The sequence below is a fragment of the Methylobacterium sp. 391_Methyba4 genome (genome assembly GCF_029691625.1).
Lineage (GTDB): Bacteria > Pseudomonadota > Alphaproteobacteria > Rhizobiales > Beijerinckiaceae > Methylobacterium > Methylobacterium fujisawaense.
Genome location: NZ_CP121475.1, coordinates 3,154,105 through 3,173,498, shown reverse-complemented (window position 1 = coordinate 3,173,498; position 19,394 = coordinate 3,154,105). Strand labels below are relative to the sequence as shown.

Below are 19,394 nucleotides of genomic sequence, written 5' to 3'. Positions count from 1 at the left end.
ATTCGGTGCCGCCGGTGTCAAAACGTTCGCAGGACGACAGGGGCCGCACGTAGGCCGCCCGCGGGCGCACAGGGCAACCCACAAGAGGCAAAGTGATGCGTACCATCCTCACCCTGGCCGGCCTCGCGGTGGCCGGAACGGCGACGGCTGCCCCCATGGACGAGGCGCGCTGGCACGCCGGCACGACGGAGCGCCGCGGCCACGACGAGCTGACGACCTCGCTGTCATTCGAGCGGATCGGGGCGGGCGAGTGGGCGGTCTCGGCGCGCTGCGAGACGCGGGACACCCGCACCGGCCGGTGGCGCGCCCGGACCGGGACGGGGGCGGCCGCGCGAAGCATGGGCCTGATCCTCATCGACGTCCCGAAGGTCGGCCGCATGGTCCTGAATGAGCGCAGCGGGGAGGTGTTCGGGACCGCCCCGGGCTGTGCGCAGGGGACCGTCGACATCGGGACGGGGGACTAGCCCCACTTGTATTCAGTGAGCCCACGGCCAACCATGAATAGAAGGAAGTCCTTCCCCAACGGTGTAAGGAATGCCTTTGTATTTTCAGTTGGCTCGCCCGGCTCCAGCGTGACAAGACCACGGTTCATAAGGTATTCACCCCACGCCGGGAACTCTTCATCCTTGAAGGTTCCTGGGAAATTACGCAGGGCCGTGTTGTTGTAGATCTCTCGCGCCTGCCGAACAGTAAGCGGGCCGAGCGTGTTTAACTGCTTCAGGGCATGGATCTGGCTACCGAATATGAGCCGGTACGTCTGCTCGTGATTTGCCTCGACCTGAGCCGCTACGGCGATGCGGACCGCCCACGCCATCTGGACGTCGAGCGGTCCCGGGACGGCTTGCTCGATGCGTCGGCGCAGGTCGGCTTCGATGGGGGCATAGACCGGGCTCGGGGGCGGTAGCGCGGGCAGAGGAGCACCGGGCTCCGGAGCCGGCACGGGCAGCCTCTCGGCCTCCGGCGGCGGCGCGTTCTTCTGGGCCTCGACCTGCGCCGTCCCGGAGAGGTCGATGGACCGGTCCTTACCGAGGTTCGCTCCTTTCCAGCGATCAATCGCCCTGGCAAGGGGCTGCCGAAATATGCCTGCTGCGATGACGAAGGCGACGAGCCCGCCCGAGGTATAGACAGCGGCGACCTGGGCGGCGTCAGAGATCATCCACCACAGGTAGCGCGCACACCCCCGCCCGGCGATCTCACTCGGCGGTGGAGCGGCCGATGTCCACAAGCTGCGCCAGATCCTCGCGGATGAGGCCGAGCGCCACGCCGGCCGGGTCGGCACGGGCGTCGTCGTAATCCGCCGGCGTCGGCGTGCGGCCGGCGTAGCGGGCGTGCAGGTCCCCGGGCAGCCGGTAGACGGCGCAGAATACGGCCCGGGCGGGATCCACGCGGAGCCACGCCCGGGGCTCGACGCCGAGCTCGTCGGTCTGCGCGTACGTGAGGAGCAGGCGGCACGAGCGGCCGCGCTGCTCCCATACGCAGAGGGTCTCGACGACGTCGTCGCCGAGCAGGTCGAGGGCATCCATGGACGGTGTCCGGGAAGGCGGGCCGGGGCGCGTGCCGCCGGCCCTGATGGAAGCGAAGGGCGGTTGGCTACGGATTGCAGGTACCGCTTCACATGCCCGGGAGGCGGGGCGCGAACGCCGCCGCGAGCTTGGCCAAGCCCTTCGCCGTGACGCGCACCTGAGTGTACGCCTGGTCCTCCCCGTCGGCGTCGGCTACGACCGTGGTCTTGTGCACGAGGTTGCCGTCGTTGAGGCGGTGTTGGTGGGCGAGGAGGCGCTTGCCGGCGCCGCGGGTGTAGACCCAGCCCTCGTCCCTGAGGTGCTTCGACAGGTCCTTGGGGCGGATCCCCAGCGCCTTGGCGGCGTCGGTGATGCACCACGTCCCGTCGGCGTCCGCGAGCCGGTGGTAGGCCTCGACGGCTGGGCGCTGCTCGGCGATACGGCCGTGGGCCACCATCAGCGCCTTGCCCTTGGCCTTGGCGTCGGCCCGGGCGACGAGCGTCTCCTGCGCGTGGTGGGCGATGAGCGCCAGGACGGTGGCCGGATCCCGCAGGGCTTCCAACATGCCGGCGGGCGAGGCCGCGGCCGGGGCGCCGTAGGAGCCGGTGCGCCGGATCTCGGGGAGGACCGAGGCCGTCAGCCACTTCCGGAACCGGTGCGGCAGGGTGCCCGGCGTCGTCGCGCCCCGGCACCGGAGGATGAGGGTGTAGAGGCCGCCCTCGCTCACGACCCGCATCCGCTGCAGGCCGGAGCTAAGGGTGGGTATTGAGCACCACCCCTTCTCGTCCTCGTCGAGCTTGTCCAGCGCCTGGCGGCCGTCGGCGATCTGGAGCGCCCGGGTGGCGTCGTTGCCGACGAACCACGGCTCGCCGTCGATCATGACGGACCGGACGGGCGTCAGGGCGAAATGGTGGGTGAGCGGGGTGCCGGCGACGTCGACGGTCGCGGGCAGCGTGGTAGAGTAGGCATCAGCCTGGATCACGGGTCTCTCCGTTGGTCCGGTCAGGCCCCCTGCCAGGTGTTCCACCACCTGCGGGGGCCGCCCCTCGGGCGGGGGGCATGAACGATTCTAGCGATTCGTTTTCGGGGCGTCGGACGCCCTAGGCCGCCAGCCCCGGGCGGGCCGCGTGGCACCGCTCCAGCACCTCCCCGACGAGCTCGCGCAGACGGGCATTGAGCTCCGGCCACGCCGGCGTCTCGACCGCGAACCGCCGGGACGCGCGCTCCGCCTCCCAAGCCCGGGCCCGGGGCGCCACGTGGGCATCGGCCAGCGCCGGGATCCCGTCGGCGTCGTCGGGCAGCGGGATGCCGAACGCCGCGAGCGACGCCGGCAGGGCGGCCGCCACGGCATCGAGGCGGGCGTGGCCGTGCGTCAGCATCACGAACAGGTCGTAGTGGTCGCGCAGGCGGTGGTTGCGGGGGCCGTGGCGGAGCATCGCCTGGATCTTGTCGGCCGCGGTGTGGGCGAACGGGACGGCGCGGATCCGGACGGGCTCCCCCCCGAGGATCGAGGGCATCGGAATCTCGATCAGGTCGGCGACCCGGCTGCGCTCGTCGAAGGCGACGTCGCACTTCACGCGGACCTTCTGGCCGCCGACGGTCGCGGTGACGGTGACGGACCCGCCGCCGATCGAGCCGGCCTCGCGCTCGGCCGTGACCTTCCACGTGGCCAGGTCAAAGGCGACGCCGTCGCCGCCGCCGGCGTCGAGGACCTCGTGCATGATGGCCTCGAACTCGGCCATGGTCCCCTCGAACGCCGGGAGCTGGAGGTCCGCATCGGAGGTGGACCGGCCATCGAGGGGCTCGACGCCCTCGGCCATGAACATGAGGGCCCCGCCCTTGGCGGCGAATCGGTCGGCGTGCCGGGACGTGAACACGCGGGCGAACAGGCGCTCCAGGGCGTAGCGCTGGGCGACGGCGGACAGGTCGAGGCGCTTGGCCTTGGCGACGGCCTGGAGGGCGGCGAGGGTCGGGTCCTTGGCCATGTCAGAAGCTCCGGGTCGGGTGGTTGAGGAAGGTGTCGACGGCGAGGGTGAGGCGGTCGGTGACGACGGGCCCGAAGGCGCGGCCGACCTCGATGAGCTCGGTGTGGTCGCCGCCCTCCTGCAGGTACGTCTGCAGGACCTCCTGCACGTGCTGCGGGGGGACGGCCCGGGCGGCGACGGGCCAGCCGCGCCAGTGGTCGACGACGGTGCGGGCGCGGCCGGTCATCCGGAACGGGACGCCGAGGACCTCCTCGGTCTCGACGCCGACGGTCATGCTCTCGGGCAGGCGCGAGCGCAGGAGGAGGAGCGGCAGGTCCCCCGCGGTGCGGCGGGTGCCGGCCGGGATCAGGACCTCGGTCGCGCCGGGCAGGTCGGTCGAGAGGCCCTGCCGCATGGCGGCGGTCCGGCGGGCGATCACGCCCCCGGTCGACAGGGCGATGGCGGCGTCCTCGAACCGCGGGTGGTCGGCGGCCTCGGGGGTCGCGATCAGGCCGTGCCAGGGGCGGACGGCGACGCCGGCGTCGAGCGCGGCGCGGATGGTGTCGGGGTGGATCCCGGCCTCGCGGAGCTCGCCGGTGAGGGCGACGGGGCGGCGGGAGAGGTAATCGGTCAGCCTGGACATTTCTCGCACGATCCTGGTTCGTGCGAGAATGGTACGGGTGGCGATGCCTACGACAACGGGTCAGGCTGAGATTTCCGCCGGCGGCCCTGGCCGGGCTTGGGGCCGCGGCGCTTGGGGGCCGTCGGGCCCGGCCATTTCTTGCCGGCCGCGATGAGCCGCCGCCCCCGGACCGCGAGGTCGGACAGGTAGTGATCGTTCAGCCAGTGCCACCGCTCGCGGCAGGCCTCCCGGCCGCGGGTGTCCATGAGGCCGGCGACCTTGATCGGGTTCACCTCGTGGACCGAGGGATAGACGTCATGGCGGTCGAGGTGGCAGCCCATCAGTCCTGCCCCTCCGGCTTCGCGGCATCGAGGGCGGCGAGGGTCTTCTCCAGCGCCGCGGCGAGGCGGTCCGGGATCTCGCGGTCGTCGGGCAGCTTCATCCTCCAGCGCTCCCGGAACACCAGGTGGCAGGCGGCCTCGATCACGGCCGCGGCGGCTTCATCGCTCAACGGGCTCTCCGGGGCGGGGGCACGAGGCACAGGGCGATCAGGGCGCCGACGACGAAGGTGGTCACCGGCGCGGCCGCCGCCTCTGCGCCGGCGACAGGGCGGCCAGGGCATCGGCGACCGCGTCGGGGCGGCCTGTCTGGGGCACGGGTTCGCCGCGCAGGGCGGACAGGACCGGGGCGTCGACGAGGGGCCGCGGCGGCGGGGACCAGCAGGCGAGCGGCAGGACGACGGCGAAGGTCAGGTTCACGGCGCCGTCCCCGGGGAGAGGACGGGCGGCATGACCAGGCCGATCCGCCACAGGTTGAGGAAGCCCGGGTACCAGGCCTGCCACTCGACCTCGACCGGGTCCCAGTCCCGGACATGCGGCGGCAGCGTCAGGCAGTACCGCATGGCGACGGGGCCCGGCCTGGGCGCGGCCGACGCCCGCCAGGGCATCAGGTTGTCGGCGTGGTACACCGAGGCCACCAGGCGCTCGCCGCCGGCGACGCGCACGTAGACGTCGACGTCGTCGCTCGCCTTGTCACGGACCTTGAGTGCCACCGAGGACCAGCACAGGCGGCCGGCCTCCCGGGACACGCCCTCGACGCGCTGCTCGATGCGGACCGGGGCGAACGTGGCCTCGATGCGGGCCCCGAACGAGGCGACGAACAGGATCAGGAGCCAGGCGAGGGAGACGCCCCAGTAGGCGATCCAGAAGGGGCGCCGCATCACTCGTCCCCCCGGCGCGGCCGCATGGAGCGGATCATCTCCGTCAGGGCGTTGCGGATGCCGTGCTCGACCTTGTCCATCTTGTCGGTCAGCCGGTTCTCGATCCGCTCCAGGTCATCCTTCTTCACGCACGTCTCGGCGATGTGCCCGCGCAGGTCCGCCAGGGCGGTGCCGTACGCCGCGGTCGCCCTGTCCGTGTGGCTCCGGAGATCGGCCAGGGCCGTCCCGTAGGCGGCGACCGCCTTGTCGGTGTCCTTACCCCGCCCCTCGACCTCGACGACCTTGTTCCGGAGCGTGACGTAGCCGGCGTACCCGCCGAGGGCCGCCAGGAAGAGAGTGACGCCGACGGCCAGCAGGACGCCCAGCGATATGGTCGGATCGAGGGTCACTGGGCGGGTCTCCCGAACGCGGCCGAGACCCCGTTCATCCATTCGAGGGCGCGCTCGCCGCAGGCGGTCTTGGCCCGGTCGAGCAGCTTGGCGTCGGCGATGATCCCGACGGCCTCGCGCCGGCCGAAGGCGCGGGCGGGGATCTCGGGGAAGGTGCGGTGGATGCATGCCTCAAGGTCCGCCGGGACCGGGGGCAGCGCGGCGCGGCCGCTAAGGTCGAGTGCCGCGCGATCGGGGCAGCCGCCCAGCGCGATGGCCGTGCCGGCGACGGCGGCGAGGATCAGGACGCGGCGCATCAGAGGCCCCTCAGCAGGCGGGCGTCCTCGTCGGTCACGCACCCGGCGTCTGGCGTGCGGGCGAGGTGGCGCTGGAGCTCGCGCACCCGGGCGGCCGCCAACTTCGCGGAGGCCTCTGCCGCGTCGGCCCGGGCCCTGTCCGCGTCGGAGATCTTCGAGGCGGCCGCCGCCTGGCGCCGGACCTCGGCGAGGGCGGCCGCGGCCTCGTCGCGCTCGCGCTGGAGGGTCTTGGCCGACTCGACCGCGAAGGCGTCGTGCGCGCCCTTGGCCTGCCCGGCCTGGTAGAGCGCGGCGCCGACCAGGAGGACCACGCCGGCGCCGATGAGGGGCCGGCGCAGCCAGCCCGGCAGATAGGCCGCGGCCAGCAGTGCCACCGCGATCAGGCCGACGCCGCCCAGCCCGGCCAAGGTCGCGCTGAGGGAGAACGCGGTCCAGCCGTGCCGGAGGAGCGTGAGGGCCGAGGCGATGTGCTCGGCCATGTCACTCGGCCTCACGCCGGGCTGCCGCCTCGGCCCTGGCGACCAGGACATCGCGGATTACGTTGGCGACCCGCGACAGGGTCAGCATGGCGATGAGTGCAAGCCCAAGGATGGTGTGATTGTCCATTTCAAAGACCCTTCCGGCAGAGGACCTGCTCGTCATCGCGACGGATGGAGAGCCCGTTGACCCGGCGGCCGCCGGCCCGGTCCCACATGTCGAAGGCGTCGCAGGAGCCGCCGACGTCGCCGGCGTTGAAGCGGCGGGCGACGGTGCTGTGGCAGTAGGCCGAGGCGCCGATGTTGAAGGCGAGCGAGACGTGAGCGACCAGGCGCTCGTCCGGGGCGTCGGCCATCTTGGGCGCGCAGCGGAGGACGTCGTCCTCGAAGTCGGAGAGGCCCTTGAGGAGGATCGCCTCGCACTGGGCCCGGGTGAAGACCATGTCCATGGTCACCCCGCGGGTCTCCCCCGCGCAGATCGTCGGCACGCCCACGATGTCCCTGTAGGCCTTGAGGCGCATGCCCTCCTTCCCGCCGACGAACGTGACGGCGAGCGCGGCCGCGGCGGTGCCGGCGACCATGCGCTTGCGGAGCTTGCCCTTGGCGGCGGGACGCGGGGCGGCGGCTGGCACCTTCAGGACGGGCGCGGGGGCCACGGGACCGGCCGCGGCGGGACGGCGCCGGAACAGGGCGGCGAACGAGAAGGCCATCAGGCGTCTCCCTCGGGTGCGGGGGTGGTGACGCCCTGCTGGGCGACGCACCGAACCCCGAGGGCCGCCAGGGCCAGCCCCATGTTCGCGAGGCTCAGCGTCGTCGGGGAGACGAGCTCGGAGCCGGAGAAGAAGGAGACGCTCGCCTGCGCGGCATCGAGCACCGTCGCGAGGGCGAGGAACCGGATGGACCAGGCGCGCCTGATCACCGCCCCCAGGTTGTGGACGAGCTCGAACTTCATGCTGCGGCCCTCTCGGCCTGGCGGCGGGTGACGGGCCCGCGGCTGTCAACGACCGTCACGACGACGTCGCCGTCGAGCACCAGCCGGATGCCGTCGATGACGACGCCGTCGGCGCGGTAGCGGAGCTGCACGCCGCCGAAATACGAGAGCCGGTCCCGGTAGGCCTGCACGTGGTACCCGGCGGCGTGGAGCGCCTCGACCGCCGCGGCGTCATCCAGGCCGGCGAGGGCCTCTTCCCCGATCCCGAGGGAGCGCTCGACGTAGCGGCGGACGCTGTGATTGGTCGCGATGGCGCGCAGGCCGCCGGAGCGGTCGACACGGACGTCGGGGGGGACGGGGGACGGGGCGGACATCGAGGGGCCTGCGCTGGGTGCAGGCTCGATCATCCGGAGGTCGCGGGACCGCGCACGGTAAGAGCCGGGAACCAGGTCGCGATTCGTCGCCAAGCACTGGCGATTCGGTCCTTGAGGCCCTGGATCCCGCCCGCCGCGGCCGGCCTGCGCCCACCCGGGGCGACGTCTACGCACTTTCGCGTTCACGCGGTCCGAGGCTCCAGGACCGGCTTGGCAGGGGTTCTCGGAGGCGGGTGCGCGGAGTCGCCGGATCAGGCCGGATCGGGGCCGCGGCGGGCATCCAGGGGCGCGGACGGGCCGGACGTGGGAGCGTCGGGACGAGCCGGATCGGCGGCCTGGGCGGCGTTAACCGAGGGCCTCCGCGCCGGCGCGGCCGGGCTTGTGCGAGGCGGGAGGACGGTCAAATCTATCCTCAGTCGGTGGGTGTGCTGCCTCGCCGACGGCCCCTTCCCGGACCGAGAATGCTCTCCGACTACTTCATCCCCGAGACCCCGGACTGCCTGCTCGACGAGACGCCTCTCGCCGCGGAAATCCGCGCGCGCTCCACCCTGGCGGCGTCCCGGCGCGCGAAGGTCGTGAAGGCCGAGCCCGCGCCCGTCGTCGATATGAAGGCTGCCGCCGCCGCGGCCGAGCGCGCCGCGCTGGACGCCCGGGCGGCGCACCTCGCGGTCCTGCACCCGACCCATAGCTCGGTCTACGAGAAGGCGTCGAAGCGGAAGAAGGTCCGCCGCCAGATCCCCGTGAAGGGCCGCGCCACGCTGACGGGCGCAAACCCCGGCCACCGGATCACCCGGCATCCCATCCAGCTCGCGCACTCGCACATGCTGCCCGAGGCCGGGTACGTCTCGCTCCAGCGCCATGCCACTGGCTGCCGGTCCGACGAGCTCGTCGCGATCAACGCCTATGCGTGGTTCGACCTGGAGATCCGCGAGGGCGACGGGTTCCACGGGATGGATCCCGCCGACGTCGCCGGCATCATCCTTGCCCGTCATGATGCCGCCGGCGTGCCGCGGCCGGACTACATGACGTTCTCGGGCCGCGGGATCTGGGGCGTCTACCTCGCCGACGGCCACATCCCCCCGCAGGCGCGCGGGCGCGTGCTCAAGGCCTGCAGGACGTACTGGGGCGAAGAGATCACCACCGGCCGCGGCGCGGGCACCGAGCGCGTCACCACGAAGGCGGCCGCCATGCGGTCCCTGTGGGAGGGCGGCCGGATCGATTGGGCCGTCGCCGACATGAGCCGCGTCCATCGCATCGCGGGCTCCACCAACGACGCCAGCGGCGAGACTGTCCGGCTCGTCTGGCCCGCCTCATGGGCCGACGTGCAGCGCTCCGGCTTCGACGCCTTCTGCGACAGCGTGCTCCCCTTCACGCGCCAGGAGACGAAGGCCTACCTCGACGAGCGCGACGCGGCCCGCAAGGCCCGCCAGGAGCGCGCCGTCGCCGAAGGCAGGACCTCCGCGGGATTCCTGCGCGCGCCCATGCCGGGGCGCTGGGCCGTCGTCGCGAACGAGATCGAGGTCCTGATGCGGCACCATGCCGGCGACGGCGCGGTCTCCCCGGACCTCGGCATCCGGAACCTGATCGGCCACCACCTGTGCTGCGCCTGGGCGCAGGCGGGCCGGGGCGGCGACGCCCGGGCATGGGCGGCCGAGCTCGCCCCGTGGCTGTGCGGTCCGAAGCTGTCGGAAAAGGCGCTGGCGACCTACCTCCGCCCCGTCGAGAAGGCGCTGCGGCGCCACGAGGCCGGCGAGACCGTCACGTACAAGCCGCCGGGCGGCGAGCCCCGCGAGGTCTCGCCCCTCTACGAGTACGGCATCGGCCGGGTCGCGCGCGAGTTGAAGGTGACGCGAGAGCTCGCCGCCGAGCTCGGGTTCCGGATCCTCACGCCCGTGATCGAGGACCGGCAGGCCCTGTCGCCGGCTGAGCGGCAGGCGGCTCGGCGCGAGCGGCTGGGGGCGAGAAAGAGGGAGGCCATGGCCAAGGAGAAGCGCGAGCGGTCGGGGCTCATCCTCGAACTCGTCTCAGAGGGCGATCTCGAACCCGAGCAGGTCGCAGAGCTCCTCGGATGCTGCGCCCGAACGGTCGAGCGGGCGCTGGAGGAGATGTTCGAGGGCGCGGCCGACCGTGCAGCCGTCTTCCTCGACCTCCCCGACGAGGACGTTTCCGACGCGCAGATGCAGGCCCTCGTGGAGGCGTGCACGCTCACAGCTCCGACAGATCCGTCACGCTATCTATCTGAGGGCTACGCCCTTCAGGGGGAGCCTGCCCCCGCCGCCACCCCTGAGCCCATCCCGGCCTGGATCACGGCGGATCCGGACCCCGAGCTGGCCCGCCTGTACCCCCTGTGGGCCATGGAGCGCCCCCTCCCGGCCGGCCAGATCCACGCCGACCACGAGGACCGGCTCAGGCGGCTCTGGCAGCACTTCATCTCGGTCTCCGGCTATCGGGACCCGTCGTCCAGGCCGAGGGCCCGCCGCGACGCCCTGGAGACCGCTATGTGGGTCCTGCAGGGCGAGATGGAGGGCGGTCCCCGGCTTGCCATCGCCTCGACCCTGCAGGAGCCTGCGAAGCCCCGCGCGCCCCGCCCCCGTCGCCAGGTCCGCACTCTCGGGCATTGTCCCTCACCGGCGACGCGTCTACATTGACTGCAGGTCGGCGCGAGCCGTCCGGGACTGGCCTCTCGATGCAGCACATCGTCCTGCCAGGACACACGCCCGCCGCCGGGAGACCGCGGCGGGCGTCGTCGTTTCGGGGCCATGGTGCCTTGCCAGCCCCCGCGGCAGGATCGGCCCATGATCCCGTCCCCCTCGCCCTCGATGTCCACGGCCTCCGTTGTCCCGGCCCTGTCCTCCCGGGCCGCCCGTCGCGATGCCGACCGCCAGCGCAAGCGCGCTGAAAGGCAGGCCCTCAGGGACGCCGGCGCCCCCGACCCCCGCCAGCTCGACGCGGCCATCGTCGACGCCCTGCGGGACGCCCTGCGCCCCCCTGCAGGCCAGGGAGCCGTCCGCCGGCATGTCGACCTCCACGACATCCTCGGGGGCGCCGCGCGGGCCCTGAGGGGCAAGGCTCACGGAGGAGTCTCGCTCCGGCGCGAAGCGATCCACGCGGCTCTGGCGGACCGGCTCGCTCCCCGGCAGGACTGACCGGGGGTGGGTGTTCAGCACCCATCCCTAGCGCGGTCCCGGAGCCCCCTGCAGCCTGCCCGGCATGTCTGACCGCCCCCTCGTCGACCTGAAATTCCGCGTGGACACCAAGGGCTGGGCTCGCCAGCTCGGCGGGTTCGCCAAGGACGTGCTCCCGTTCGCCGCGAGCTACTCCCTCAACGGGGTTGTGTTCGCCGCCCGGGACGCGCTCCGGGACGAAGCCAAGCGCGTCTTCGACCGCCCCGTCGACTTCACGGTCCGGAACGCCTTCGGCTACACCCGGGCCCGGCTCAACGGGGACATGACGGCGAGGATCTACATCCGGGACCGGCAGTCGGCGTACTACGCCTACCAGATCAAGGGCGGCACCCGCGTCCCCGGCAACATCGGTCCCGGCCAGACATGGCTGTTCATGCCCGTGGCCGAGGAGCTCGTCGACCCCGCTTCCGGGGGCCTGCGGCGGAACGTCCTGAGGGGCCTGTCCCGCCGGGCCGCCCCCAAGGGCAAGGGCGGGGCCGTCCACCGCACGACCCGCGCGCGGGACGCCAAGCGCCGCCCCGTTTTCTTCGCCTCCGTGTTCGGGACGCAGGCCATCTGGGAGCGCCCGGAGAGGACCAAGGCGACCGGTCCCCGCCGCCGCGGGGTGCGCCAGGTCCACAACCTCTCAGCCCCCCGCCTGCTGGTGGCCGCCTACCGCCAGGAGGAGTACCGGCGGCCGAGGTTCGACTTCCAGGGCATCGTCGCCCGCGCCTACGAGGACCTGCCCGTCCTGTTCGATCAGGCCGTGAAGCAGCGCCTCGGCCGCATCCTGTCCGACCGGGGCCTGTCCGGCCGCTGACCCCATCCCGGGCCCATGCACCCCCATGGGCGCGGGATGGGTCTCCCATGGGCCGGCCGCCCCCGACGCGGCCGGCCTAACCCACTGATATCAGGCCATGACCGGCCACGGCCCCATGGGCACGCCATGGGCCTGAGATGGGGACCGGCGCGCCCCTGGGCGGGGTCCGTGCGCCCACCATCCCAGGCCCATGGATCCCCATGCCTGCCCATGGGGCGCATGGGCCACGACCCGACGCTGGCCTGCCGTCCATCCCATCGGTCCGGCGCGCCCATGGCGGGGTTCGCCTGCCCATCGGTCCGGGACACCGAAGGGTCGAGGCGCCAGGATGCCCGCCAGGCCCTGCCGGGTGGGGGATGGGTAGATGTACGCGCGCGCGTGCGCGAGGGGCTGTGCGGTCGCCCCAGGGCCTCGCCCGACGGATCGATATACCCCCACCGTACCGGGTTGTTTCGCCATCGCACGCTCGCACCGTTCGGGCATCGCCTCGATCCCCGCCAGCATCAGCATCCCCCCCGGGCCGGCCCGCGCCCCGCGCCCCGGGATCCCGCCGCCCTGCAGGCGCGCCCCCATCCCCGGCATCCCCGTCCCCGGGCAGGCGCCCCGGCCATCGAGGGCGACCCGTCCACGCCCCCGGCGCGCCTGGTGGAGCTCGGGCAGCCGGGACGCGGACGCGGTCTATGAGAGCGGGGGGCCCCTGGGGGGTCGGCCCTAGTGCGGGGTTGTTTCGCCATCGCACGCTCTCACCGTTCGGGCATTGCCTCGACCCCCGCCAGCATCAGCATCCCCCCCGGGCCAGCCGGCGCCCCGCGCCCCGGGGATCCCGCCGCCCTGCAGGCGCGCCCCCGTCCCCGGCATCCCCGCCCCGGGCAGGCGCCCCGGCCATCGAGGGCAGCCGGCCTCCGCCCCCGGCGCGCCTGGTGGTGCTCGGCCACTCCATAGGTCAATCGGACGGGTGCAGGCCTGCGCGTTTCATGTCATGAGACCTGCTGAACGGCTCTTACGAGCGCCCTGGATGTAGGGCTCGTGCAAGCGGGATCGTCCCGCCTGTGGCGCAGCCTGGGCGGAGCGTCTTTTCAGGTCTTGGATCATCGCTGCCTCCGAGCGCTAGGCAGCCGGGCGCGCCCATCGGCGCCGGGTCAGCCCTCGCGGGTGTCGGGGTCGGGGCAACGCTCGACGCGCCGGTGGCTACGGGCGGACGGGGCGAGCTCCGCCGCATTCGCGGCGGCGTGTTTTCGGAGATGTCCGGTCATCGGGAGGCTTCCGTAAAACGGGCTCCCGGGACGCGCGGGGCGAGGCGCGCGGCTATCAGCGGGAGAAATCGGCGAAGGCCGGCACGGGGATCCCCGTCCGGTTCGCGGAACAGTTCGTCGGCGCGAACACGCCGTCCTAATTGCAGGTGAACGGTCCTGATCGCAAGCGATCCCGGAACGGGAGCAGGGGACAACCGGCGAGCAGGTTTAACGGCGGGCCGTGGTCAAGCCGTGCTGTCCAAGCCGCAAATGGCACCCATCAGACCATCGGGTGCCTCTTTCGTCTCTGTAGGGCGCCACCCGATGGGGGGATCGGCGTAGTGGCTTGTTTCAGGGGGATATCGTCGTGTCGGTATCGTGGAACTCGACCTCGACCGGGCAATGGTCCGACCCGGTCCGCTCGGTCAGGTGCCGGCAGGCGATCAGGCTACCCTGCAACGCCGGATCGACGAAGGCGTAATCCAGTCGCCACCCGACGTTCCGCTCCCTGACAGTTGGGCGCATGCTCCACCACGTGTAGTGGCCTCCGTCAGGCTCGAACCACCTGAAGGCGTCAACGAAGCCGGATGCGAGCAGGCGGTCGACCCAGGCCCGTTCCACCGGGAGGAAGCCGGCGTTCTTGCGGTTGGCACGGGGATTGGCGAGGTCCGCCTCGGTGTGGGCGACGTTAAAGTCGCCGACGAGGACGAGGGGGCGGCCGCGGTCCCGCAGGCCGGCGACGTACGCGTCGAAGGCCTCCATGAAGGCCTGCTTCTCGGCCACGCGCGTCAGCTTGCGGTGGCTGTGGGGCGCGTACACGTTCACAAGGGTGAAGGCGTCGAGGTCGAGCGTCAGGACACGACCCTCAGAGTCGGAGGCGTGCCCTATGCCGCGCGTCACGCCGCGGACCGGGATGCCCTCCCGGACCAACGTGGCCACGCCGCTGTATCCGCTCCGTTCGGCGCCGTTCCAGTAGGCTACGTATCCCGAGAACCAGTTGGTCGTGAGAAGGTCCTCGTGGACCTTGACCTCCTGCAGGCAGACGACGTCGTTGCCGGCCAGGGCCAGCCAAGCCTCGAAGTCCTGCCGCACGGTCGCCCGGAGCCCATTCACGTTCCAGGTGACGATCCTCATGGGCGGCCCCGGGGCATGGCGGTCCTACACGAGGCCGTAATGCCGCGCGGCCAAGACGGCCAGGACCGCGGCGGCGGCAATGGACGCGTAGGACAGGCGCGGACAGTAATTGTCGATCATCCTTTGGGCCCAGGAAGGGTGGCACGTCTCCACCAAGGCCGGTTCCCGTCCGTCGCAGAGGTACGGGACCCAGAACTCGCGCGCGAACCCCTCGTTGAGGAAATCGCTGTGCCTGAGGTTCGGATGGAAGCGGTCCCGGACGAACCCGCTCCTCCTGAAGCCGAAACTGCCGCTGCTGCCGTAAAGGCCGGAGATCTTGGAGGCGGCGATCGGCCAGAAGTCCCGGGACCCGACATCGTTCAGGAAGCCGGGCCGATCATCGGCGAACTGGTAGTCCGTGCGCAGGATCGACCCGCAGAGGACCACGCGCTGGAAGTTCATGCCGCCGACGAGTAGGCGGCCCACAATGTACGACCCGAAACTGTGCGCCAGCACGACGAAGCAGCCGTCGTCCTTGCCCTGCCGCATGGCCACGATATCGTCGCGGACGCGATCCACCACGTCCCGCTTGGTCCAGTGGAACGGCGTCACGAACCGGAGCAGCGGGAACCGGCCGTAGTTCGTGGTGACGGGCACGACCCCAGCCTGCTCCAGCACCTTCTGGACGGCGGACAGCCAAGGCGCGCGCGTCCTGATGCCGTGGAGGACGAACACGTAGGTGTTCTTCAGGCGAAGCTCGTTCCGGCGCTTGGCGTGGGCGGCCCGGAGCCGGTCGGTGCAGGCGCGGACGATGTCGATGCCGGCCCGGTTCGCCTCGCCCGCCGCCAGCTTCGCCACCGGCAGCGGGATTGGACGAATGCCCGGACCGGCCTCCAGGACACGCTTCAGGAGGCCATGGGCGGGATCGTCGGGGATGCAGGCGAGCAGCCTCTGCCTTCTCGTCTCGCAGGCCGCGAACTCGCGGCAGAAGGCATGCGTCTCGGGGTCCAGCACGAGGACCACGAGCACGTCCACGTCGTCGTAATCCGGCAACAGGCACTCGCCATTGCGGACGCCGAGCTCGACCCTGGCGTCCAGGCCATACCGAACCAGCAGGGTCTCGATGTCCCGCACTGCCGCGAGCACGTCCGTTCGGTCCTGGGGCACGACGAGGGAGACCCGGAACGGCCCGCCGTCGGCCATCGTGGCGGCCAGGATGCCCGGGAAGTCGGCCCCCTCGCGCGCAAGGAAACCGTCCAGGGTCTGGATCCAATCGTCGAGGTGGCTCATTCGGCGCGGGACAGGAACTGCCGGCCTTGGTCGGTGATGCTGAACGTCCCCGCCGCGTCCTCGGCGATCAGGTCGACCGCCGTTAGGCCCTCGACGACCTCGTCGACGCCCGGATCGAAGTCACGCAGGCGCTCGGTCAGCAGGCATCCGCGGCTCGTCGGGCCCGCCCGCCGCAAGGTCGTCAGGATATCGTGAGCTGCGGTCCCGTTCACCCGGACGAAGAAGGTATGGAAGAGCTGCTCCCTGACGTCCACGGATGCCTTGAGCGTCTTCTTGGCCTTGGCGGCCAGGAAGTCGTTGATCTCCTCGGACTCGATCAGCCAGATCCTCTTGGCGACGCTGGGAACGCCGTCGACCTCCTCGTGCGTCCCTTGCAGCTGGGTGAAACGCTTGCCGAACACCGTGTACTGGACGACGTCTTTCGTCGGAGCCGTCCACAGGTCCACGTACTGCTCTCCGATGAGGCGGACCGCGGCGAGCTTGTCGTTCCAGGCGACGTCCTTCCAGCGTCGAGCGCTATGGATCGCGACCTTCCCCGTTGCCGGTCCTAGGTCTCGGGAACCGTCGTAGACGACCTGGAAACGGGTCTTCCCGCTTCGGTAGACTTCCGCGCAAAGGCGACGGTGGAACGGATCCGCCAGGGCGTTCATCTTGCCGGTGATGTGGATGCAGTCGCCGAGGGCCCCGTCGACGAGGACGCGCACGAGCGTACGGTTGGTCGTGGCGTGCAGCTTGACATTCTCGGCCTTGTCGATGGGGCTGTACGCGATAATGCGCATGCGCCTGAACGAGCCGGTGTAGCCCGCCGCCTGCAGCGTCTCGCGCGCCTTCGCCTCCTCCATGTCCTTCCTAAACGGCCACATCGAGGTCCCCGCGCTTCCGGGCCGCGTCGTCCCAGCCGAGCCGATGGTCCCACACGTACTCGTCCTGGCCCGGCTTGAACGAGAAGCACACCGGAACCAGGTCGCCGTACTTCCTGTGGCGGCTGCGGTTGGTGCAGGGGGTCATGCGGTCGAGGTCGTGGCCGGCAAGCTCGTTCGCGTGCGACCGCTCCCAGCCAATCCTACCCTCGCCCCAGGTCGCCACGCCGAACGCCGTGCAGATGAGGTTCGAGCAGATCCGGATGGTCCCGTTGGGATGGACCATGACCCGCTCGCCGAGCTTCACCGGGCAGTACCCGTAGTAGTCCGGCGCCCGGGCGAACTCGGCCTTGGTCACGAAGCACTGGGGTAGGCGCACCTTGATCCCGAAGGCGCCGGCGCGGACCTTGGCGGACAGTTCCTCGTAGACGGGCACCCAGTCCTTCGGGCGGGGCGCGAAGTCGCCCGTCCAGGTGTCCATCGGGATCCCGACCTTGAACAGGTCGTGGAAGTTGACCTGGTGGACGCCTAGCTCCTCGACGAAGCGGATCATCCGTTCGAGGTTGAGCGTCCCCGTCTTGTCCCGGTCGAGGAACAACCTCTGGACGCAGCAGGTGACGGTCACGAAGTAGCCAAGCGCCACGGCCTTGCGGATCGCGTCGACGGCACGGACGAAGGTCCCCTTGCCGCGCAGCGGGTCGTTCGTCCCCGCAGAGAACCCGTCGAGGCTGAAGGCGACCTCGTCGAGCCGTTGGAACGAGGGCTGTGCGAGCAGGGACGAGACGCGCTGCCCGTTGGTGTCGATCCTGACATATTCGTACCCGAGGGCTCGCGTGCCCTCGATCAGGTCCAGCAGCGGCCGCCCGCCTTGCCTGTGGCCGTAGAGGGTCGGCTCACCGCCGAGAAAGGTCACCTTGCCCGCGCCGAGGCCACGGAACGTCGCCAGCAGGCCAAGGGCGTCGTCGAGCGCGATCTCCTCGTTGATGAAGTGCGAGATGCTGGGCTTGTAGATGCACTGCTCGCATTCGAGGTTGCACCGGTCGGTGACGTACATGAACACCTGGTGCAGGCGTCGGAAGTGATGGGCGAACTCGGGGTCCGCCGCGAACGTATTCGGCATCGAGAGACTGTCCTTCCGCCGGGTTCGTCCGTGCCTGAAATGAACCATGGGGTCACTTATTGGACAAGCGCACGGCGTGATGGACCGTACGACCCTTCGAGGTCACCCACAAACTTCACTCCATGATGACGCGCGGAAGAGTGGCCGGTTCACTTCGCGGCTGGGCCACACGCGCCGAGAAGCTTTCACCCCGATGCCTTGCGAACGCCGCAACCGTCCGGCTTTCCCGCCCCAAGAAAAGCCGCCGCGCGTCCTCCACCCATCGGCCCAGGCGGGGATCCGTTGGCGCGCCGGTCGGACAGGCCCCCATCGTTCGCAGGCGGCGCCCACGCATCCCCGCCGGCTATCGCGCGTAGTCGAGGATCAACGGAGTTGAGCCATGCCCGACGAGACGGACCGACCGACGAGGCCACTGCGCCGACCGAGGATCTCGGCCTGCCGACGCCGCCCAGCCCGGGGCGGGTACCGCCGCCACACCTGCCGCCCCCACCCGGGGACGACGCTTCCCCCAGGGAGCCGCATGCCGAGGGCCGGACCTGACGCTCCAGCAGCTCGGGGGGGGCACTTCCACCTGACGGCCTGACCGCGGGACCGCTCGGATCAGGCGGTAAGGCGGCGCGTGTTGTCGGCGACCAACTCCCGGTACCGGGCGATGACCTGGTCCTGCGATCCGCCCGCCATCAGGGTATTGGCCGCCTCCATCGCGGCGACGACCTTCTCGCCGACCATCGACACCATCTCGGCCTGGCCTTCCGCCCCGCCCCAGGCGATCTGCACCAGCCGCAACTCGATGACCTTCTGCGCCTCCACGGCGAGCAGGAAGGCGGCACAGAACGGGTTGAGCATGACGGCTCCGGTTGGTCGGTCGCACCCGACAACGCCTGGGCGGGGCGCCGGTCCATGCGGACGATGACGCAGGTCCGACCCATCCGGGGGGGCGTTCGTGCCTAGGCGGCGGCCGGAACCGTCCCGTGGGGCGGTGATTGGCCAGACATACGGGCAGGCCGACCCCTCAACCGCGTCGGACGCGCTGCCCCGACCGATCCGCCGCCATGGAATATCCGATGACAGATGCCCCGGACCTGCGCCTGAAGATGCAGGACCCCCGTACGCAATACCCGCAACCGCCGTTCAAGCGACAGCCTCAAGAAGCACCCGGCCTCGCTGGCGCGATGGCCCCGAAACCCGACCACGGCGAGACCAGCTACCGGGGTCATGGCCGGCTGGAGGGGCGGAAGGCCCTCGTGACCGGTGCCGATTCCGGCATCGGGCGCGCCGCCGCAATCGCCTTCGCCCGCGAGGGCGCCGACGTCGCGCTGAGCTTCGTCGAGGACGAGATGCCAGACGCCGAGGAGGTCGCCAAGCTCATCGAGGCGGAGGGGCGCAAGGCCGTCCTGCTGCCGGGCGACATCACCGACAAGGCGTTCTGCGAGGCCCTGGTGAGGAAAGCCGTCACCGACCTGGGCGGCCTGGACATCCTGGTCAACAACGCCGGCAAGCAGACGAACCAGAAGGACATCGGCGACATCACGGACGAGCAGTTCGACCGGACGCTGAAGACGAACCTCTACGCGATGTTCTGGATCACCAGGGCGGCCCTGCCGCACATGCCGGCGGGCGCGTCGGTCATCAACACCGCCTCGGTGGTGGCCTACAACCCGCCGCAGATCCTGGTCGACTACGCCACGACGAAGGCCGGCATCGTCGCCTTCTCGAAGGCGCTGGCCAAGCAGCAGGTGGCCAATGGCATCCGCGTGAACGCCGTCGCACCGGGCCCGTTCTGGACAGCTTTGCAGCCCTCCGGCGGGCAGCCGCAGGAAGCGGTCGAGAAGTTCGGGTCCGAGGTGCCGCTGGGACGGCCCGGCCAGCCGGTGGAACTCGCCCCGGTCTACGTGTTCCTGGCGAGCCAGGAGGCGAGCTACGTCACCGGCGAGGTCTACGGCGCCACCGGCGGCAACGGCACCGCCTGAGGCATCCCGGTTTCGGCCGCCCGCGTCCTTGCATGGCGGCCGAAGACGGCAA

General features: G+C 71.2%; 26 protein-coding genes. 5 read left to right on the top strand and 21 right to left on the bottom strand.

Going from position 1 to position 19,394, the window contains the following annotated elements:
• Positions 1-95 precede the first annotated feature (95 nt).
• Positions 96-464 (top strand): hypothetical protein, encoded by a 369-nt coding sequence (locus P9K36_RS14805; protein WP_278307233.1) that lies wholly within the window; start codon positions 96-98, stop codon positions 462-464.
• Here the strand turns inward: P9K36_RS14805 and P9K36_RS14800 are convergent.
• From P9K36_RS14800 to P9K36_RS14725, 16 genes are all read right to left on the bottom strand, one after another.
• Complete coding sequence (locus P9K36_RS14800) at positions 461-1,156, bottom strand: hypothetical protein (RefSeq protein ID WP_278307232.1); 696 nt, start codon at positions 1,154-1,156, stop codon at positions 461-463. The two genes, P9K36_RS14805 and P9K36_RS14800, sit on opposite strands and share 4 nt — an antisense overlap.
• 37 nt (positions 1,157-1,193) lie before the next feature.
• Positions 1,194-1,523 (bottom strand): hypothetical protein, encoded by a 330-nt coding sequence (locus tag P9K36_RS14795; RefSeq protein ID WP_278307231.1) that lies wholly within the window; start codon positions 1,521-1,523, stop codon positions 1,194-1,196.
• A gap of 88 nt (positions 1,524-1,611) precedes the next feature.
• Positions 1,612-2,484 carry a phage antirepressor KilAC domain-containing protein gene (locus tag P9K36_RS14790; protein ID WP_278307230.1) on the bottom strand — a complete coding sequence of 291 codons (873 nt, stop codon included), beginning with the start codon at positions 2,482-2,484 and terminating at the stop codon, positions 1,612-1,614.
• Between the two features lie 118 nt (positions 2,485-2,602).
• Complete coding sequence (locus P9K36_RS14785) at positions 2,603-3,487, bottom strand: nucleotidyl transferase AbiEii/AbiGii toxin family protein (protein WP_278307229.1); 885 nt, start codon at positions 3,485-3,487, stop codon at positions 2,603-2,605.
• 1 nt (position 3,488) lies between these two features.
• A complete protein-coding gene (locus tag P9K36_RS14780) occupies positions 3,489-4,109 on the bottom strand; it encodes a hypothetical protein (RefSeq protein WP_278307228.1) in 621 nt (206 codons plus the stop codon).
• Between the two features lie 47 nt (positions 4,110-4,156).
• Positions 4,157-4,429, bottom strand: a complete 273-nt coding sequence (locus P9K36_RS14775; RefSeq protein ID WP_278307227.1) for a hypothetical protein — start codon at positions 4,427-4,429, stop codon at positions 4,157-4,159.
• Positions 4,429-4,599 carry a hypothetical protein gene (locus P9K36_RS14770; protein WP_278307226.1) on the bottom strand — a complete coding sequence of 57 codons (171 nt, stop codon included), beginning with the start codon at positions 4,597-4,599 and terminating at the stop codon, positions 4,429-4,431. Before P9K36_RS14770 ends, P9K36_RS14775 begins: the two co-directional genes overlap by 1 nt.
• Before the next feature lie 61 nt (positions 4,600-4,660).
• On the bottom strand, positions 4,661-4,846 hold the full coding sequence (locus P9K36_RS14765; RefSeq protein ID WP_278307225.1) for a hypothetical protein: 186 nt from the start codon (positions 4,844-4,846) through the stop codon (positions 4,661-4,663).
• Positions 4,843-5,307, bottom strand: coding sequence for a hypothetical protein (locus tag P9K36_RS14760; RefSeq protein WP_278307224.1), 465 nt, complete (start codon positions 5,305-5,307; stop codon positions 4,843-4,845). The genes P9K36_RS14765 and P9K36_RS14760 overlap by 4 nt, the downstream gene beginning before the upstream one ends.
• Entirely contained in the window at positions 5,307-5,696 is a 390-nt protein-coding gene (locus P9K36_RS14755) for a hypothetical protein (protein WP_278307223.1), read from the bottom strand. Before P9K36_RS14755 ends, P9K36_RS14760 begins: the two co-directional genes overlap by 1 nt.
• Positions 5,693-5,992 carry a hypothetical protein gene (locus P9K36_RS14750; RefSeq protein ID WP_278307222.1) on the bottom strand — a complete coding sequence of 100 codons (300 nt, stop codon included), beginning with the start codon at positions 5,990-5,992 and terminating at the stop codon, positions 5,693-5,695. The genes P9K36_RS14755 and P9K36_RS14750 overlap by 4 nt, the downstream gene beginning before the upstream one ends.
• Positions 5,992-6,471 (bottom strand): hypothetical protein, encoded by a 480-nt coding sequence (locus P9K36_RS14745; RefSeq protein ID WP_278307221.1) that lies wholly within the window; start codon positions 6,469-6,471, stop codon positions 5,992-5,994. The genes P9K36_RS14750 and P9K36_RS14745 overlap by 1 nt, the downstream gene beginning before the upstream one ends.
• A 1-nt stretch (position 6,472) precedes the next feature.
• Entirely contained in the window at positions 6,473-6,598 is a 126-nt protein-coding gene (locus P9K36_RS14740; RefSeq protein ID WP_278307220.1) for a hypothetical protein, read from the bottom strand.
• Position 6,599: 1 nt separating this feature from the next.
• Positions 6,600-7,178, bottom strand: a complete 579-nt coding sequence (locus tag P9K36_RS14735) for a lysozyme (RefSeq protein ID WP_278307219.1) — start codon at positions 7,176-7,178, stop codon at positions 6,600-6,602.
• On the bottom strand, positions 7,178-7,420 hold the full coding sequence (locus P9K36_RS14730; RefSeq protein WP_278307218.1) for a hypothetical protein: 243 nt from the start codon (positions 7,418-7,420) through the stop codon (positions 7,178-7,180). The genes P9K36_RS14735 and P9K36_RS14730 overlap by 1 nt, the downstream gene beginning before the upstream one ends.
• Entirely contained in the window at positions 7,417-7,773 is a 357-nt protein-coding gene (locus P9K36_RS14725; RefSeq protein WP_278307217.1) for a hypothetical protein, read from the bottom strand. Before P9K36_RS14725 ends, P9K36_RS14730 begins: the two co-directional genes overlap by 4 nt.
• Positions 7,774-8,234: 461 nt before the next feature.
• Between P9K36_RS14725 and P9K36_RS14720 the strand changes: the two genes are divergently transcribed.
• The 3 genes from P9K36_RS14720 (at position 8,235) to P9K36_RS14710 (ending at position 11,757) form a co-directional block, all read left to right on the top strand.
• A complete protein-coding gene (locus P9K36_RS14720; protein WP_278307216.1) occupies positions 8,235-10,421 on the top strand; it encodes a hypothetical protein in 2,187 nt (728 codons plus the stop codon).
• A gap of 147 nt (positions 10,422-10,568) precedes the next feature.
• Complete coding sequence (locus P9K36_RS14715; RefSeq protein ID WP_278307215.1) at positions 10,569-10,919, top strand: hypothetical protein; 351 nt, start codon at positions 10,569-10,571, stop codon at positions 10,917-10,919.
• A 64-nt stretch (positions 10,920-10,983) separates the two neighbouring features.
• Positions 10,984-11,757 carry a hypothetical protein gene (locus P9K36_RS14710; RefSeq protein WP_278307214.1) on the top strand — a complete coding sequence of 258 codons (774 nt, stop codon included), beginning with the start codon at positions 10,984-10,986 and terminating at the stop codon, positions 11,755-11,757.
• 1,583 nt (positions 11,758-13,340) lie between these two features.
• Here the strand turns inward: P9K36_RS14710 and P9K36_RS14705 are convergent.
• The 5 genes from P9K36_RS14705 to P9K36_RS14685 form a co-directional block, all read right to left on the bottom strand.
• Complete coding sequence (locus P9K36_RS14705) at positions 13,341-14,123, bottom strand: exodeoxyribonuclease III (protein WP_278307213.1); 783 nt, start codon at positions 14,121-14,123, stop codon at positions 13,341-13,343.
• 24 nt (positions 14,124-14,147) lie between these two features.
• On the bottom strand, positions 14,148-15,392 hold the full coding sequence (locus tag P9K36_RS14700; RefSeq protein WP_278307212.1) for a hypothetical protein: 1,245 nt from the start codon (positions 15,390-15,392) through the stop codon (positions 14,148-14,150).
• A complete protein-coding gene (locus tag P9K36_RS14695) occupies positions 15,389-16,234 on the bottom strand; it encodes a hypothetical protein (RefSeq protein ID WP_278307211.1) in 846 nt (281 codons plus the stop codon). Before P9K36_RS14695 ends, P9K36_RS14700 begins: the two co-directional genes overlap by 4 nt.
• A gap of 7 nt (positions 16,235-16,241) precedes the next feature.
• Positions 16,242-17,372 (bottom strand): radical SAM protein, encoded by a 1,131-nt coding sequence (locus P9K36_RS14690; RefSeq protein WP_278307210.1) that lies wholly within the window; start codon positions 17,370-17,372, stop codon positions 16,242-16,244.
• Between the two features lie 600 nt (positions 17,373-17,972).
• On the bottom strand, positions 17,973-18,218 hold the full coding sequence (locus tag P9K36_RS14685) for a hypothetical protein (protein WP_278307208.1): 246 nt from the start codon (positions 18,216-18,218) through the stop codon (positions 17,973-17,975).
• 218 nt (positions 18,219-18,436) lie between these two features.
• Here P9K36_RS14685 and P9K36_RS14680 point away from each other — a divergent pair, with 218 nt between their 5' ends.
• Positions 18,437-19,342: an SDR family oxidoreductase gene (locus P9K36_RS14680; RefSeq protein ID WP_278307207.1), complete on the top strand. Its 906-nt coding sequence runs from the start codon at positions 18,437-18,439 to the stop codon at positions 19,340-19,342.
• Positions 19,343-19,394 lie beyond the last annotated feature (52 nt).